Annotated in this window: 13 protein-coding genes; 3 read left to right on the forward strand and 10 right to left on the reverse strand. The window is 60.1% G+C overall.

The window, feature by feature from the left end; translation table 11 throughout:
* Nucleotides 1-118: 118 nt before the first annotated feature.
* Nucleotides 119-613, reverse strand: a complete 495-nt coding sequence (locus ACVWZU_RS13195) for a GNAT family N-acetyltransferase (RefSeq protein WP_041436262.1) — start codon at nt 611-613, stop codon at nt 119-121.
* A gap of 68 nt (nt 614-681) precedes the next feature.
* Nucleotides 682-846: a DUF6464 family protein gene (locus tag ACVWZU_RS13200; RefSeq protein WP_457445370.1), complete on the reverse strand. Its 165-nt coding sequence runs from the start codon at nt 844-846 to the stop codon at nt 682-684.
* Nucleotides 847-1,142: 296 nt separating this feature from the next.
* On the opposite strand from ACVWZU_RS13200, the gene ACVWZU_RS13205 reads away from it, so the two are divergent.
* The gene (locus tag ACVWZU_RS13205; RefSeq protein ID WP_457445352.1) at nt 1,143-2,225 is read left to right on the forward strand and encodes an Mrp/NBP35 family ATP-binding protein; all 1,083 of its coding nucleotides are present in this window, start codon (nt 1,143-1,145) and stop codon (nt 2,223-2,225) included.
* On the opposite strand, the gene ACVWZU_RS13210 is transcribed toward ACVWZU_RS13205, so the two are convergent.
* The 4 genes from ACVWZU_RS13210 to ACVWZU_RS13225 all read right to left on the reverse strand — a co-directional run bounded on the left by ACVWZU_RS13210 (nt 2,222) and on the right by ACVWZU_RS13225 (nt 6,890).
* Nucleotides 2,222-2,590, reverse strand: a complete 369-nt coding sequence (locus ACVWZU_RS13210; protein WP_457445354.1) for a hypothetical protein — start codon at nt 2,588-2,590, stop codon at nt 2,222-2,224. The two genes, ACVWZU_RS13205 and ACVWZU_RS13210, sit on opposite strands and share 4 nt — an antisense overlap.
* Nucleotides 2,591-2,654: 64 nt before the next feature.
* Entirely contained in the window at nt 2,655-4,586 is a 1,932-nt protein-coding gene (locus tag ACVWZU_RS13215) for a BamA/TamA family outer membrane protein (RefSeq protein ID WP_457445356.1), read from the reverse strand.
* 187 nt (nt 4,587-4,773) lie between these two features.
* Nucleotides 4,774-5,118: a hypothetical protein gene (locus tag ACVWZU_RS13220; RefSeq protein WP_011432412.1), complete on the reverse strand. Its 345-nt coding sequence runs from the start codon at nt 5,116-5,118 to the stop codon at nt 4,774-4,776.
* Between the two features lie 518 nt (nt 5,119-5,636).
* Nucleotides 5,637-6,890, reverse strand: coding sequence for an ABC transporter substrate-binding protein (locus ACVWZU_RS13225; protein ID WP_457445358.1), 1,254 nt, complete (start codon nt 6,888-6,890; stop codon nt 5,637-5,639).
* A gap of 319 nt (nt 6,891-7,209) precedes the next feature.
* Here ACVWZU_RS13225 and ACVWZU_RS13230 point away from each other — a divergent pair, with 319 nt between their 5' ends.
* Nucleotides 7,210-8,028 (forward strand): ABC transporter ATP-binding protein, encoded by an 819-nt coding sequence (locus ACVWZU_RS13230; RefSeq protein WP_414329274.1) that lies wholly within the window; start codon nt 7,210-7,212, stop codon nt 8,026-8,028.
* Nucleotides 8,025-8,732 carry an ABC transporter ATP-binding protein gene (locus tag ACVWZU_RS13235; RefSeq protein ID WP_457445360.1) on the forward strand — a complete coding sequence of 236 codons (708 nt, stop codon included), beginning with the start codon at nt 8,025-8,027 and terminating at the stop codon, nt 8,730-8,732. The genes ACVWZU_RS13230 and ACVWZU_RS13235 overlap by 4 nt, the downstream gene beginning before the upstream one ends.
* A 35-nt stretch (nt 8,733-8,767) precedes the next feature.
* Here ACVWZU_RS13235 and recN read toward each other — a convergent pair whose 3' ends face one another.
* The 4 genes from recN to ACVWZU_RS13255 form a co-directional block, all read right to left on the reverse strand.
* Entirely contained in the window at nt 8,768-10,474 is a 1,707-nt protein-coding gene (recN, locus tag ACVWZU_RS13240) for a DNA repair protein RecN (RefSeq protein ID WP_457445362.1), read from the reverse strand.
* A 170-nt stretch (nt 10,475-10,644) separates the two neighbouring features.
* Nucleotides 10,645-11,661: a M14 family metallopeptidase gene (locus ACVWZU_RS13245; RefSeq protein WP_457445364.1), complete on the reverse strand. Its 1,017-nt coding sequence runs from the start codon at nt 11,659-11,661 to the stop codon at nt 10,645-10,647.
* Between the two features lie 234 nt (nt 11,662-11,895).
* Nucleotides 11,896-13,365 (reverse strand): glutamate-cysteine ligase family protein, encoded by a 1,470-nt coding sequence (locus ACVWZU_RS13250; RefSeq protein WP_457445366.1) that lies wholly within the window; start codon nt 13,363-13,365, stop codon nt 11,896-11,898.
* Between the two features lie 71 nt (nt 13,366-13,436).
* On the reverse strand, nt 13,437-14,789 hold the full coding sequence (locus ACVWZU_RS13255) for a TldD/PmbA family protein (RefSeq protein ID WP_457445368.1): 1,353 nt from the start codon (nt 14,787-14,789) through the stop codon (nt 13,437-13,439).
* Between the last annotated feature and the right edge of the window lie 258 nt (nt 14,790-15,047).

Here is a 15,047-nt window from a genome sequence, read left to right on the forward strand (position 1 = left end):
TTCTGCCATTTGTTTTCATCTAAAAAAACCAACTTCATCCTCTTTCCTCTATAAATTATTCTCTCTATCCTAACATAAGATCAACACGACCTAGGGTCTGTAACAGAGGGGAGCTTGCTCAAGATCGACAGGGATCCTTGGCCAGCCGAGCCAGAGCCTCCAAATCAGCACCCACCACGCGGTTGAGAATCCATTCGGGATGTTGCTGGGCACCCATGCGTCGATAGAACTCTATCGCCGGCTGATTCCAATCCAAAACCATCCACTCCAGCCGCCCATATCCTTTGGCCACCGCCTCCTGAGCCACCCGCGCCAAGAGCGCTTTGCCAATGCCTCTGCCGCGAAACTCCGGCAACACGAACAGATCCTCAAGGTAAATCCCTGGTCGGGTCAGGAACGTGGAAAAATTGCGGAAGTAGAGGGCAAATCCCACCGCTTGCCCCTCCACTTCTGCCAACAACGCCGAGGCCAAAGCCTCTGGGCCAAACAAATAGTGGCGCAACAGATCAGCGGATCCCGTTACCAGGTGGCTCAGCTTCTCGTACTCGGCCAAGGCGCAGATGAGGTCAAACAAAACGGGCACATCTAAGGCGGTGGCAGGACGGATTTCCATACTTTTGCCTGGCTTCACAACCAATTCCTTGAATTTCCTGAGATACCGGCACGAGAACAGACCACAGTTTATTCTTGTTGTGGACAGAACGCCCAGGCAGCATCTTTTGGACGCGCAGCGTGGTGGTGGCAGCGGCAGGGGCCCAGAGGACTCACCGCACAAGGCAGGTAGGGTGACCGAGAAAAGTAACGGCAGAAGGGATCCCAGGCCGAGTCAGAAAAGAGAGTTGGCATGGCCCGGCGCTCGTCCCCGATTGAGAGGCGGCGGGATCCCCTCTTTTCCAGCAGAGGGATCAACTGAGCCCAGAACGTTAGCCCCAACCACAAGCCAACTCCCACTCAGCGCTTGCACAATTGCCCTCCCCCGTCGGCCAACAGCGTTGTCTTCCAACCAGAATCAGCCTCGGCCAGCCTGCTTGCCCAGGACTAGCGTGGCAGCCCGTTTTGGAGCTGTCCTTCCCTGCCGGCAAGAACCCGAGAAAAACCGATTAGAGTGAAATATGGACTGACCCGCTGAGCCTTCCGATTCCATGACCACCTCCACCCTTGATGCTGCTGCCATCCTTGAGGCGTTGCGCCCTGTTCAAGATCCGGAGCTGCGCCGCAGCCTGGTGGAACTGAACATGATCCGGGATATTCGCGTCGAGCCTGGGCGAGTGGCCTTTACCCTGGTGCTGACCACGCCGGCCTGCCCTTTGCGGGAATTCATTGTGGAGGAGTGCAAAGCTGCCATCCGCCGGTTGACCCCCATCGAAGCCATTGATGTTACGGTAACGGCGGAAACCCCCCGTTCCCCTTCCCTGCCGGATCGCCAGTCCATCCCCGGTGTGCGCAACATCATCGCCATTTCCAGCGGCAAGGGGGGCGTGGGCAAAACCTCGGTGTCGGTGAATGTGGCGGTGGCGCTGGCCCAAAGCGGGGCCCGGGTGGGGCTACTGGATGCCGACATTTACGGCCCCAATGTGCCGCTGATGTTGGGCCTGCAGGATCGGTCTCTGGTTGTGCAAAAACGGGAGGACGGCGGCGAGGATATCTTCCCCCTGGAAAATTACGGCGTCAAGATGGTGTCGATGGGCCTTTTGGTGGGGCGGGATCAGCCGGTGATCTGGCGGGGGCCGATGTTGAACGGGGTGATCCGGCAATTTCTCTATCAGGTGCAGTGGGGAGAGTTGGACTACTTGATTGTAGATATGCCCCCCGGCACCGGCGATGCTCAGTTGACCCTGGTTCAGGCAGTGCCGCTGGCAGGAGCTGTGATCGTCACCACGCCCCAATCAGTGGCCCTGCTGGACAGCCGCAAGGGCTTGAACATGTTTCGGCAGTTGGGGGTGCCCATCCTGGGTATTGTGGAAAACATGAGCTACTTCATCCCGCCCGACCTGCCGGATCGCCAGTACGATATTTTCGGCTCGGAAGGGGGAGAGACCACGGCCCGCGAGCTTGGTGTCCCGCTGCTGGGGCGGATCCCGTTGGAGATTGCCCTGCGCCAAGGGGGGGATGCGGGCCAGCCCATCGTCATCAGCCAGCCTGAGTCAGCCTCGGCCCAGGCGCTGCGGCAAATTGCCAAAACCTTGGCAGGCCGTGTTTCGATGCTGGCTTTGGGGGCAGGCTAGAAGCGCTCTGCTTCCACCAACGAGACCCCGAAGCTGCGTCCTCCCACCACAATCCCCTCTTGGGCTTTACCGCGCACGGTCACTGTGCTGTTCATGGCCGGCAGCCCCTTGTCGGTGATGACCCAAAGGGAACCGCTGTTGTCTTGGATCTCATACACGCCCTGGCCGAACACTCCTATCTGGTTCACCACGCGACCGCGGACATACACATTGGTGTAGCGGGAGGGATTTTGTTCGATCTGGGCGATGGGAGTTGTGCCGATGCCCAGCCGCGCCAGTTGCCCACACCCTGCCAGGGCTAAGCTGAGGCCCAGCAGGAGCGCCAGGGATCCGCCGCGGAACGATTGGCCAAGTTGCTGTTTCATGGGTTGCTTCCATTACGAGCACCTGCTCCCACCATAGCAAGCCGGCAGCCGATCCACGGCCAAGTCAGAACTTCTCGCCAATGCCGAAGTGCAGTTGGCCTTGGCCAGCGCCACCTTGCCCGATGGCGTAGTCGATGCGCAGCGGCCCCAAGGGAGATTGGATGCGAATGCCGACCCCCAGCCCCAAACCACTGCCCGGCTTGTTGCGCACCGCTGCGGGATTGCCGGCCACGGCAGCTCCACTGCCCAGATCAGTGCCGTAGTCGGCGAAAACCACGGCTCCCACCGGGTCAAAAAGGGGGAAACGCAACTCGGCGGTTGCCGTAGCAAAGCTGCGACCGGAACCGATACCCCCCTCGAAAAAGCCCCGCACCGAGCTGCCCCCACCGATGGGGAAAGCATCGTAGGGAGCCAAGTCGCCGATGGTCGTGCCTGCTCGCACATCAAAGGCCAATACCTGCGGTCGCTCGCTGCGGGTTTGAAACAGGTTGACGGGGATGAACTGGCTGTAGCTGGTCTCGAGGCGGTTGGCATTCAAGCCATTTTGAAACAGACGTACCGACTGTTCTGTGGAGATGCGAAAGACCGAGCCCTGGCTGGGGCTGTTGGGGTTGTCGCGGGCGTCGTTGACGAGGCCAAACCGCAAGGTGGTGTAGCTGTCTTGGCCGCTCTCGCTGAAGGTAATCGGGTTGCCCAGCACATCGAAGCGCTGCTGCTCCCCGTTGCTGTTGCGAGCTTCTACAAATTGGATGCGGGTGCCCAAGCTGGCCCGCCAATTGCCCCCAATCGGGCGAGAGAAAGTCACCCCGCCGCCAAGACGGTTGATGCGCACGGGATCCCCATTGGGCAGGGTGAATCCCTCATTAAAGACAAAGCTGGAGCTCTGCTGGTTGGAGATGTTGACGTTGTAGGAGGTGGGAATGTCCAGCGTGGCAATCCGCGGGTCGGTGAAGTTTAAGTCGAAGAGGGTTTCGTTGGTGCCCACCTGCACGTTGAAGCTGGCACTCTGGTTGTTGCCGCCCAAGTTTTGTTCGGAGACGTTGAGGCCGGCGAAGACCCCTGTGGCGGAGCTAACGCCGATGGTGCCGCCCAAGGTACCGGTGCGACGTTCTTCCACGTTCACCACCACCACCACCTTGTCGGGATCCTGGCCGGGGTTGAGCCCCACATTCACATCTTGAAACAGGTTGAGATTAAAAACCGCCTGCAGGTCTTCCTGGATTTGGTTGCGGTTAAACACATCCCCCGGCTTGGACTTCAACTCGCGGGTGATGATGAAGTCACGGGTTTTGGTGTTGCCCTGAACGCGAATATCCTCGATCACCCCCTCGGCGATTTCCAGGGTGATGGTGCCGTCTTCAGAGGAGCGCACATCCGTCACTTTGGCCAGCACGTAGCCCTTGTCGGCGTACCACTGCTCGATCTCGGCCACCGCCGATTGCAGCTCGCCGAAGTTGAGCACCCGCCCTTCCTGGTCGGCAAAGGCGGCCCGCAGCACTTCCGGATCCAAAACGTTCGCCCCTTCTGTGCGCACCGCTTTGAGAATGGGGTTGGGCTTGACCTCAAAGGTGACCCGCACTCCCAAGGGTGTATCGGAAGGCACTGCCCGCACATCGGCAAACAATCCGGTGGCAAACACGGCATTGATGTCTTCCCGCAACTGGGATCGGGTGGAAACCTCGCCGGCGCGGGTGCGGATGACGCTGTAAACCCGGTTGATCAGCTCCGGATCTTCAGTGCCCTCAACCACTACCTCCGCTACCAACACTTCTGGCTCGCCGGCAGTGGGGGGTGGGGTGGGGGAGGGCTGGGCGGGGGTGTCGCCACCGGTGCGCAGGTCGAGGGTGCCGGGCTGAGGAACCGATTGCGCCCAAGCCGGGGATCCCATCAGCAGAGCGCTACGGGACGCTTCAGCAAACGCAAAAGCGGTGCAGAGCACCATCCCGCGGGTGAGCGCTGAAGTTAGCCAAGGGCGAAGTTGCCTGGAACGATTCATGGGGATCCCTCGCACACCAAAAAGCAAGATTGCAGAGCCGGGCCAAGCTTGCGTTAAAACCCTCTGCCGCCCAGCAGCGGACAATTGCCCTGGATTATATCAATCCCCATCCACCCAGATCCGAGCGTGGCCGCGAACCGGATTGCGGACTTGGGCAGTCTGGAGTGCAAAAAGCAGCCTCCCCCGCTCAAGGCAGGCGCAGGGATCCCCTACAGCGCTGGCCGCAAGACCTCGGCTCGACTTCCTCGGCAGCTAGGTTGACTTGGGAGTTGAGGATGACGACGGTGATGGGAGCAGGAGTGGGAGGCAAAGAGCGGCTGCTCCTCCAGCCCCAACTGTCGGCGTACTGTTGTGGGGGAACGTTGGGCAGGATCAGGACGGTGTTTTGCAGGACGTTGCTTTGCAGGGTGGTGGCGTTGCCGTTCAGGATCGCCATCTGCTGGGTGTGGGAAGTCTGAGCCAGGACGGCTGGAGCAAACCCGAAGCCGAGCAGAGCTGCCACTCCGGGGAGGAGGAGTTGGGTGGACAACATCGAGGATTCTCCACAAGACGCCAGGATGCCGACACTTTAGCCTGCTTTGCCCTCCGCTGAGTTGCCGCAAAAAAGCAAAAAAAGCTACGTGATGGGGAGGGATCCCTGCTGGGGACGTACAGCCGCGCGGCCCAAACCCACAAAAAAGCCTGCAGAGGGTACTCTGTGCAGGCCCGTCTTGCTCGTCTGGATTGTCTTGATGGAGCTGATACATTCACGCTGAACTCTCCTGAACATGGTTCAGGAAAGAAGCGATCGCATCCTGCCTATCTCTGAGCAGGAAGGCGGTATCCCGCAAAGCCCTGAGGAATACCCCCCGAGCGCTTTCCCCCTTCACTTCCCGGCAACCGTTGCGGTGGACTCAAGGATCAGGGGGAAACTTGGTCTACTATATCCCTCTCAATGACTTTTGCCAAACCGCCTAAAGCTCAGTAAATTCAGCAAAGTTCAGGGTTTTGGGGGTTAGAGGCATGCTCAGAAGGAGAAACCGACCCCCACTCAGGAGCCGCAGGGGAAAATCAGCTCTCCGGCTCAAACACCTTCAGATCCACCACCTTCCCCCCTTGGAAAGTCCAGTGGGCAAAGGTGCCGGCCACCTCCCCATTCTCATCGAAGTTGATGGATCCAGAGGCGCCGGTGTAGAAGATGTCTTCCCCTTTGCCGATCAGCTCCACCGCCTTGGCCCACTCTCCGGGCAGGATCTCGGTGCCAGGCGGATTGGCCACTTCCCGCAAAGCATCCCGAACAGCAGTGCCGTCGGTGCTGCCGGCTTTCTGAATGGCCAGAGCCAGGACAAAAGCGGCATCGTAGGCGGTGTCGATGTAGGGGGTGGGGGGCAGCTCCCCGTAGGCGGCTTTGTAGGCTTCGGCAAAGATTTGGTAAGCCTTGCTATCGGTGAGGGCCTGAGGCGAAACGCCGATGGATCCCTCTAGCTTTTCGGCTCCCACCTGGGCTGCCACGTCGGGAGAGCGCATGCCATCGGTGAAGACAAAGCGGTCAAACAGTCCCTCTTCCAAAGCTTGCCGCAAAATGACCACACCGTTTTCGGGGTAGCCAATCAGCACCAACGCCTGGGGATCCCCTTCCTTCAGTTGGGTCAGCTCACTGCGATAGGAAGCCTTGCCGGGCTCGTAGGGAACCGACTTGGTGATGGTGCCGCCCCGCTTTTCAAAAGCCGTCTTAAAGCTGTCGGCAAGGCCCTGGCCATAGTCGTTATTGATGTAGATGATGGCCAGGCGCTCCAGCTTCTCTTCACGGGTGATCTGGGCCAGGGCTACCCCTTGATAGGCATCGGAAGGAACCGTGCGAAACAGAAAATCGTTGTCCTCCAGGGTGGTAATGGTAGGAGCGGTGGAAGCCGGGGAAACTTGCGGGATCCGATTGGGAACAGAAACCGTCGTGGCCACCGGGATGGTGATGCCACTGCCCAAGGCGCCGATAATGCCGGCCACCTTCTCCACGGTGACCAACCGTTGAGCTGCGTCGATAGCTGGCTGAGCCGACGTCTGGTCATCCGCTTCGACCACTTGGGCAGGGGATCCCAAAATGCCACCGGCGGCGTTGATTTGGTCAATCGCCAGCTTGATCCCCTTGAGGCAGTTTTCCCCGAAGGCCTGCAGATCCCCGGTGAGAGACATTAAAGCCCCAATTTTGACCGGCCCTTGAGTTGCCTGCTGAGCCGTGCTGGGCAGCAGAGTGGTGGCAAGAGCAGCCGCCGTCAGGGCAGCCGCCGCTGCAAAGGCCCGTCGGGTGAGTTTATTCATGCGAGACATAGCCGACAACCTCCTGTGAGGGAAGAGAAAGTAGAACTCAGATCCCAAAAGTCAAGCAAGTGTTGAACCGTAGCAGTCAGACGTTGGCTCACCTCAAAGCGTTCCCCACTCCCTCAAGAAAAGATGGCTCCGGGAAACAGGCGGGCCAGACTCAGGATCTCGCCCGTTCCTTGGCTGCTGTAGGGCTGGCTGCGGCCTCCAAAGGCAGTTGCCCCTGTAGGAATCCAGGAAGGATAATGGGCAAACTCGGCCATTGGGCTCATTATATTTTGAGAAATACTGAACTCATCGGTCGGCGGGGTTTTCCCAAGGCAGCGGCGTGATTGTTATCGACGACATCTCCAAGCGGTTTGGCGGCATTAGCGCGGTGGATCACTGTTCCTTCCGCATCGAAACCGGTCGGATTACGGGCTTGATCGGCCCGAATGGGGCAGGGAAGACCACGCTCTTTAACATCATCGCCGGGTTTATTCGGCCCAGCAGCGGGCGCATCTGGCTAGATGGGGAAGACATCACCGGCCTGCCCCCTCACCATCTGTTCCGTCGAGGGCTGGTGCGCACCTTTCAGATACCGCGGGAGTTTGGCCGCATGACCGTCTTGGAGAACTTGATGGTGGTTCCCCCCAACCAGATAGGGGAAAACCTGTTCGCCACTTGGTTCGGTTGGCGGCGGGTGCAACGACAAGAACGCAACCTGCAAGCTCGGGCGGAAGAGGTTCTGGAACGGCTGAACCTGATCCATCTGCGGGATCAACTGGCCGTCACCCTTTCCGGCGGGCAAAAAAAACTCCTGGAACTGGGACGTACCTTGATGACCGATGCGCGGGTGATCCTGCTGGATGAACCGGGGGCCGGCGTCAACCGCACTCTGCTGGCGGATTTGATGCGTTTTATCGAGTATCTCAACCGCGAGCGCGGCTGCACCTTCTGCATCATCGAGCATGACCTGGATCTGGTGACCCGTCTCTGCGACCATGTGGTGGTCATGGCTGCCGGCAAGGTTCTCACCCAGGGATCCATGGAGGAGATCAAACAAAACCCAGCCGTGCGGGAGGCCTATTTGGGATCTGTGGCACTGGCCGACTCCCTAAACCCACCCCAACCCTCCCCTCTGCCTTCGGAGGGATCCCTCTCATGACCCCTTTGCTGGACATCCAAGATCTCTACAGCGGCTACCGGGGGGTGGACATCCTCAAAGGGATCCACCTGAAGGTGAACCCTGGGCAAATGGTGGTGATCATCGGCCCCAATGGAGCCGGCAAATCGACGGTGCTGAAATCCTTATTTGGCTTGGCCACCATCCGCTCAGGCCGAGTGCTGTTTCAGGGATCCGACATCACCCACCTGCCCGCTGAGCAACTGGTGCGACGGGGAATCGGCTTTGTGCCCCAGACCAACAATGTCTTCCCTTCCCTCACCGTGCAAGAGAACCTGGAGATGGGGGCCTTCATCCGACGCGACAACCCTGCCGCCCAACTGGAGCGGGTTTATGAGCTGTTTCCACCCCTGAAAGAGAAACGACGCCAAGCGGCGGGATTCCTATCGGGTGGACAACGGCAGATGCTGGCCATAGGGCGAGCGTTGATGGTGGAGCCGCAGTTGTTGTTGCTGGATGAGCCGACCGCCGGCCTGTCACCGCTGTACATAGAACAGACCTTCGCCCTCCTGCAAGAGATCAACCGTCTCGGCATCAGCATCCTCATGGTGGAGCAAAATGCCAAGCAGGCCCTGAAGATGGCGAACTGGGGCTATGTTTTGTCCACCGGAGAGAACCGCTTTGAGGATACCGGCCCCAACCTGCTGAGCAATCCTGAGGTGCTGGAGCTGTTCTTGGGTGGTTGAGGCCCTCACCCCCCTCCCCTTTCCCAGAAGGAGAGTCAAGCGGGACTGGCCATTTGCTGCTTGCGCAGTTGAGCTGCTTGGTTGAGAAGAGCCTCCACAAACGTCATCGCTTCTTGGGCAGAGTGACCGGCAGTGAGTTGGGCCAGTTCTTCGCGGCGTTCCCGTTCTCCCAAAAGCTCCACCCGCACAGAAGTTCGTTTTTGGTGCACCACCTTGTGAACCCGCAGGTGGTGATCCGCCAAGGCAGCGATCAGGGGTTGGTGGGTGACGCAGAGGATCTGGTGATCTCGGGCAATGCTGTGCAGCTTGGTGGCGATGGCTTGCGCCACTTTGCCCGACACGCCGGTATCGATCTCGTCGAAAACCATGGTGGCCACCGGATCGATGCGGCTGAATACGGCTTTCAAGGCCAGCAGAAAACGGCTCATCTCGCCGCCCGAGGCAATGCTGGCCAAAGGTTGAAGAGGCTCACCCGGGTTGGGGCTAATCCAAAAACTCACCTGATCCACCCCCTCTGCCGTCGGGGGGCCGGGTTGGATCTGCACCTGGAATTGCACTGCGCTCATCCCCAGCGGCCTGAGCTCTTCTATGAGGGCCTTTTCCAGTTGACGGGCCGCTTGTTGCCGCAGTTGGGAGAGCGCTTGGCAATGGCGCTCCAGGTCTTGGGCAGCTTTGTCCAGCCGCACCTGCAATTCCTCTAGGTCGGTGTTGTCTCCTCGCAGTTGGGCCAACTCCGTCTGCACCCGCTCCGCATGGGCCATCACCTCGGCCAAGGTCGGGCCGTATTTGCGGCAGGCTTGTCTGAGTTGCGCCAAGCGCCGTTCAATTTTGTTCAACCGACCGGGATCTGCCTCCAGCGTCTCGCCGTAGCGAATTAGCTCTCGCCCCACCTCCTCCACCTGAATGAGAGCGCTGCTGACCATTTCCGCCAGAGGGGCTACGTCGGGATCCCGCTGGGTCATGGTCTGGAGCAACCGTTCTACCTGGCCCAACAGATCGGCGATGGCCGGTGAGCCGCTGTCGTTTTGATAGAGCAATTGGTGAGCTTCGTAGCTTTGCTGTTGCAGTTCCACGCGGTGGGCCAGGCGCTCCCGTTCCCGCTCCAGCTTGGCCATTTCGTCGGGATCCTCCAGGCGCAGGGCGGCCAGCTCTTGCGCTTGAAACTCCAGTAGGTCTAGCCGTTGCAGGCGCAGTTGTTGGCTTTGCTGGCGGGATTCCACCTCTGTTTTCAGATGGTTCCAGGTTTGGTAAAGGGCAGCCACTTCTGCCCGTGTTCGCAACAACTCTTCGCCGCCAAAATCGTCCAGCCAACGGCGCTGGGTTTGCGGAGATTGGATTTGAACGGTTTGCCCCTGGGCAGTGATCTCTACCAATTTGGCCCGCAGGTTGAGCATCTGGGCTTTGTTCACCAGCACCCCATTCACCCGCAGGCGGCTGGTGAGCTTGCCGTTGCGCAACACCAGCTCGCGACTACAAACCAGGCCCTCCTCTAGGGGGTCGATGTGCTCTTGTTCTAGCCAGGCTTGCAGTTCAGGATTAGGACTGAAGATCGCTTCCACCAGACCTCGTTCGCTGCCAGTTCGCAGAGCCCGAGCTGTACCTCCTAGAGCTGCATCCAGCGCATCGAGGATGATGGATTTGCCGGCCCCGGTTTCTCCGGTGAGCACGTTTAGCCCCGCTCGAAAGGGGATCTCCAATTGCTCGATCAGGGCAAAGTTCTCGATCCGCAGCAGGCGCAACATAGGGATCCCGTGGGCTCAGCGTGCCGTTGGCAGTTTTCAGGATAGGGCTTGCAGGGGTCGCTCTGTCCCACGTTAGCGTACTCACCATCCCTCGGTAGACGGGTACTGTTAGCGCAGCGGTGCGGAGCACTACCCGTTCTGGTTTGGGGATCGGAAATTGGCAGCCCGGCTCAGCCGGCCAGGGGGTAGCGCTCCATCAGGTAGCAGAGGCAGTCTTGGCGGATGATGCGGCTGTTGAGGGTGAGCATGCCCGGCATGATGGGCACGCTGGTGCGAATTTCTCCATTGCAGGCATAGAAAAAGCGATCCGCCACATTTTGGCCCTGCTCATCTTGCACCTCCAGGTGGAAGCCGTTGTTCGTCCAGCCAATGGGGGTGTGGGGGGGAAGCTCCCGAAAATTGAGGAGATCCAAATCCGGCGGGAAGCGGATGTGGGAGGGGGATCCCTCTTGGTTGCCATCCTCTTCCCCAAAGCTGAAGCTCACCTGATCCGGGATTTTGACAATGGCGACGCTGTGGAACAGGTCGATATCTTGGCGGAAGACAGGGCGCTGCGGGATCGCCGACAGGTGCAGGCAGGCTTCCAGAAATTCGTAGGCATGCTGGGTGCCATAGGGCTGATCCGGCTTGCCGCATTCCAGGGTCACCGCCGGGCAGAAGCGCCCGAAGGCCATGCTCTGTACCCCTTCTGGCCTGGTGAAATAGAGAACGGTGCGCCCAAACAGGGTGGCCAGGTGCAGGGTAGGGGCATCCAGGTGATTGACACAAGCGTAGTGGGGGTTGGTGCCCGTGTTGTTGTGGATATCGACGCTGGCAAAAACGCCCCGCTGCTGCATTTGCTGAAGGACGGCCTGGGCCATGGCGTGCTCGGGGGTGGAGCCGGGGCCCCAAATGCGGTTGTAGTCCGGTTGGCCATCTAGCCGCCGTTGCCGGTGGCGGGCAGCCTGCACGTTGCCAATGAAAAGGGAAAGAGAACGGGGCAATTCCCGCTGGGCGTAGTGGCGGAGAAGCTGTCGCACCGCCTGCCAGCCGGTGGTTTCGTTGCCGTGCAGCAGGACGGACACAAACAGGGCGGGATCCCGTCGCCCCGGCAGATGGATGAGGGTCGGCCCACCCAATCGGTCGTAAAGCTGATGGGCCTCTAGATCCAGCAGTTGATCCGGTAGATGATCGAGAACGGTGAGCATACTGTTTGGGCTAAGAGGCTCGACTCAAACTTCTGGCTTCCGGCCTCTCTCCCTGGGGTAGGAGGGAGCAGAAGTCCAACGAAGTCCTTGGTCGCGAATGAACCGTTTCGCTGCGGTAGCTCGGGTCGCAACAAGGCCATCTGAGAGAGAGTTTGCCCACTCGAGATGCGGGCCAGGGATCCGTCCTGCCGCCGCGGTGGCCCACCGCTGGTACAACCGGCTGTGGAGAGAGCCCTAGCTGAGATCCCAGGTGTGTACCGGTTGGCCTTGCCGCTGCCGTTCCCAGTAGGCACAGGTTAATTGTTGCATATCTTTACCATGCCGGGCGACATAGCGGCGCTGCCAGGTGGCCCCATTCTGCCCCGACTCGACGCGGGCGCGGAGAATGCCCAGATACACTTGGATATCCTGTTGGGCCAAGTTCAGTTGGGCCAGCCCTCCCTCGGCCAGGGGGAGCAGCTCTTGCAAAAGCAATTGGCGCAGGGATCCCTGCCAACCCTTGAGCCAAGTGATGGGGGCCTCCAGACCCCAGCGGGCCGCCGTGTAGAAATTGGCGCGGCACTGGGCAAAGCTCAGCTCCTGCTCGGGGGGGACGGGCTGGGATCCCAAGGCTTGCACCAGACCAAAGTAGAAGGCCGCATTGGCGATCATATCGGGTAGGGTTGGGCCTGCCGCCGCCACCCGCTGTTCGATGCGCAGATGGGGAACCGGATCCAAGCCGATGAGGGGGCGGTTCCAGCGCCAGATGGTGCCGTTGTGGAGGCGCAGATGGGCCAGCTCCCAGGGAGAGGCGGCCAACGTTTGCGGCAGCACCACCGGGTAGCGATGCACATTTTCCCAAAACAGCTCCATCAGGGACTCTTGCACATAGCCTTGCCCAAAGGTGACGCGAGGTTGGTGGGTGGGGGCAAGGGGGGGTGGGCCATCCAACGCCTGCTCAAACACAGGGATGCGGGTTTCCGCCCATAGGTCGTGCCCGAACAGATAGGGAGAATTGGCCGCCAGCGCTACCAAGGGGGCCGACACGAGCAGGGAAGCGTTGAAGTAGCGGACCGCTTGGTGGGGGGCCACCTGCAGATGGATTTGAAAAGAGGTGGTGGCTGCCTCCAGCATGACGTTTGGGTGGGTGACCCGCAGCAGGGTGGCAGGCCCTTCGATTGTCAGCCCCAGGGGCGGGATCCTGGAGGGTTGCTCGCGCCGGTGCAGGTTCAGGATCTGCTCGTTGAGGGCCAGGTAGCGCTTGCGAGGCGAGATCATCTCCAAAGTGAGCTGCTGCTGCTGCACCGTAGGCAAAATGCCGATCATCATCAGCCCCGCCTGCAGGTATTCAGCCACTTGGCAACAGCGATCCCACGTTTGGCCCAGCTCTTGCTGAAACTGCCGCAGAGCCAAGCCGGTCAAAACTTGGGGCCGGCTGTTGATCTCCACGTTAAACTGGGCCAGTTCCGGCACCACCAGCGGATCATTCACCGCTTCCAGGTAGGCTGAGTTGATCGGGGCCGGATCCCCCTGAGGGGTGACCAGCCACGCCTCCAGCTCAAACCCGCCCACCGGGGATCCCTGGGCAAAGGGCCGGCAGGCGGGATCCAGCCCCGGCGCACCGGCCAACCAGCGCTCGAGCAACTTCGTCTCTTGCTGGAGCCGAGCTGCAAACTGAGCAAAGTCTGCAGTACCAAAACGGAGGCAGGTGATCTCCTGGCCCATGGGAACAACTCCGCAGCTTTTGGGAATGAGGTTAATCGCTGTTGCCGGGATCTCGACACCCCTAGCTTTACTTAGCCCGCAGTGATGGATACATCTTCAATGCGCAGGGCGGGAAAGGCAGCCGTGCCGTTGAAAACCGTTACTTCCTGGGAAATGGCGGAGATATTGCGCAAACAATCGTAGAGATTGCCGGCAATGGTGGTCTCCAGGATGGGGCGTTTCTCGCCGCCTTTGACCAAGAAGCCCCCTTTCACCACCCCAGAAAAGTCACCGGTAATGGGGTTGCTGCTGCCGGAGAGGCGGGTGACGATAACTCCTCGATCCATCGCGTAGAGCTCGGACAGGGGGGTTGTCCCTGGGGCCACCCTCAGGCAAGCCGGCCCTACTCCCGGCAGGCTGCCTGCTCCCCCTGTGGCATGGCCGTTGGAGGGAACGCCAGCAGCGCGGGACTCGTAGCTGTTGTACATGAAGTTGCAGAGGATCCCTTCATGAATCAGGGGGGTAATCTGGCGCGGGATCCCTTCGCGGTCAAAGGGCTCAATGGGGTAGCCGGGCAGGCCCAGGCCTTCAGAAACCACGGTGAGCAACGGGCTGGCGATCCGGGATCCCATTTTTTGCGCCAGAGGGCTTTTGCCTTTGCGCACCGCATCTGCCCCCAAGACAAAGAGGAGATCCCCTAGAAACTCCTCCACCACATCTGGCGGCAGGACAATGGGGCCGCGGAAGCTCTCCCCCTCGCCAGCCCCCAGCGCGCCCACGCATTTCTGGACAAAGCGATCAAAAGCCCGCTCCAGCGCCGGCACCAGATCGGCCCGCTTCTGGACGCTGTCGCCGTCGTAGGCAAAGCTGCCCACCTCGTCCCCGTCGATGGCCATGCCAAAGAGGGATCCCCCCGCCTCGACACTGTGGTAGTTGGCCCGGATGCCGGTGGAAGAGGCGATGGCCAGGGTCTCTTCCTCCACGCTGAGGGAGCCGCTGTCGATGGTGATGCGAGGGTCTTTGGAGCGCACCCACTCCAGCAATTGGGATCCCAACTGGGTCAGCTCGGCGGCATCCAGTTCCAGCAGGCCTGGGTCGAGGGCAAAGGGCACCTGGGGCAAAGGTTGGGGCTCCGGCAGCCCGTTGAGGGGATCCGCCGGCGAAGCCTTGGCCATGGCTACAGCCTCAGCCGCCGTCTCGGCCAGCTCTTCCGGGCGGTTGGAGGTGGCAAAGCCCAGCCTGCCGCCACAGAAAACCCGAATGCCGAACAGGGTCTCGCTGCTGCTGCGGGCCAGGTTGAGGTCGTTTTTTTCAAACGTGACTTCCGTTTCCCGGCCTGAGTTGGCAAACACTTCTGCCTGGTCGGCTCCAGCGGCCAACGCCTTGTACACACCCTGTTCACAGAGATCCAGCAGGTTTTCCGGGGAAATGATGGAGCTGGGCATAGAAAGCGGGATAGCAAGAGGACAGTCCTATTATCGGCCATGGCTCAGAGCTGCTTTTCCCTGACCCCCTGCCGTCTATGGAGTCCCAGCACCAACCCCTTCGTCCAACAACGTCACTCTGGTGCGCACCGTTCCAGCCCGCTCCCCCTGGGCAACAATCAGCAGAGAGCATGACTCTAGTCAATAATAAGCTCAACTATACTGAAAATAATGTATAATATGTTCAGTACGGATTACTACCAGTTGATCTTTCTGTTT

The sequence above is a fragment of the Thermostichus sp. MS-CIW-26 genome (assembly GCF_054059115.1).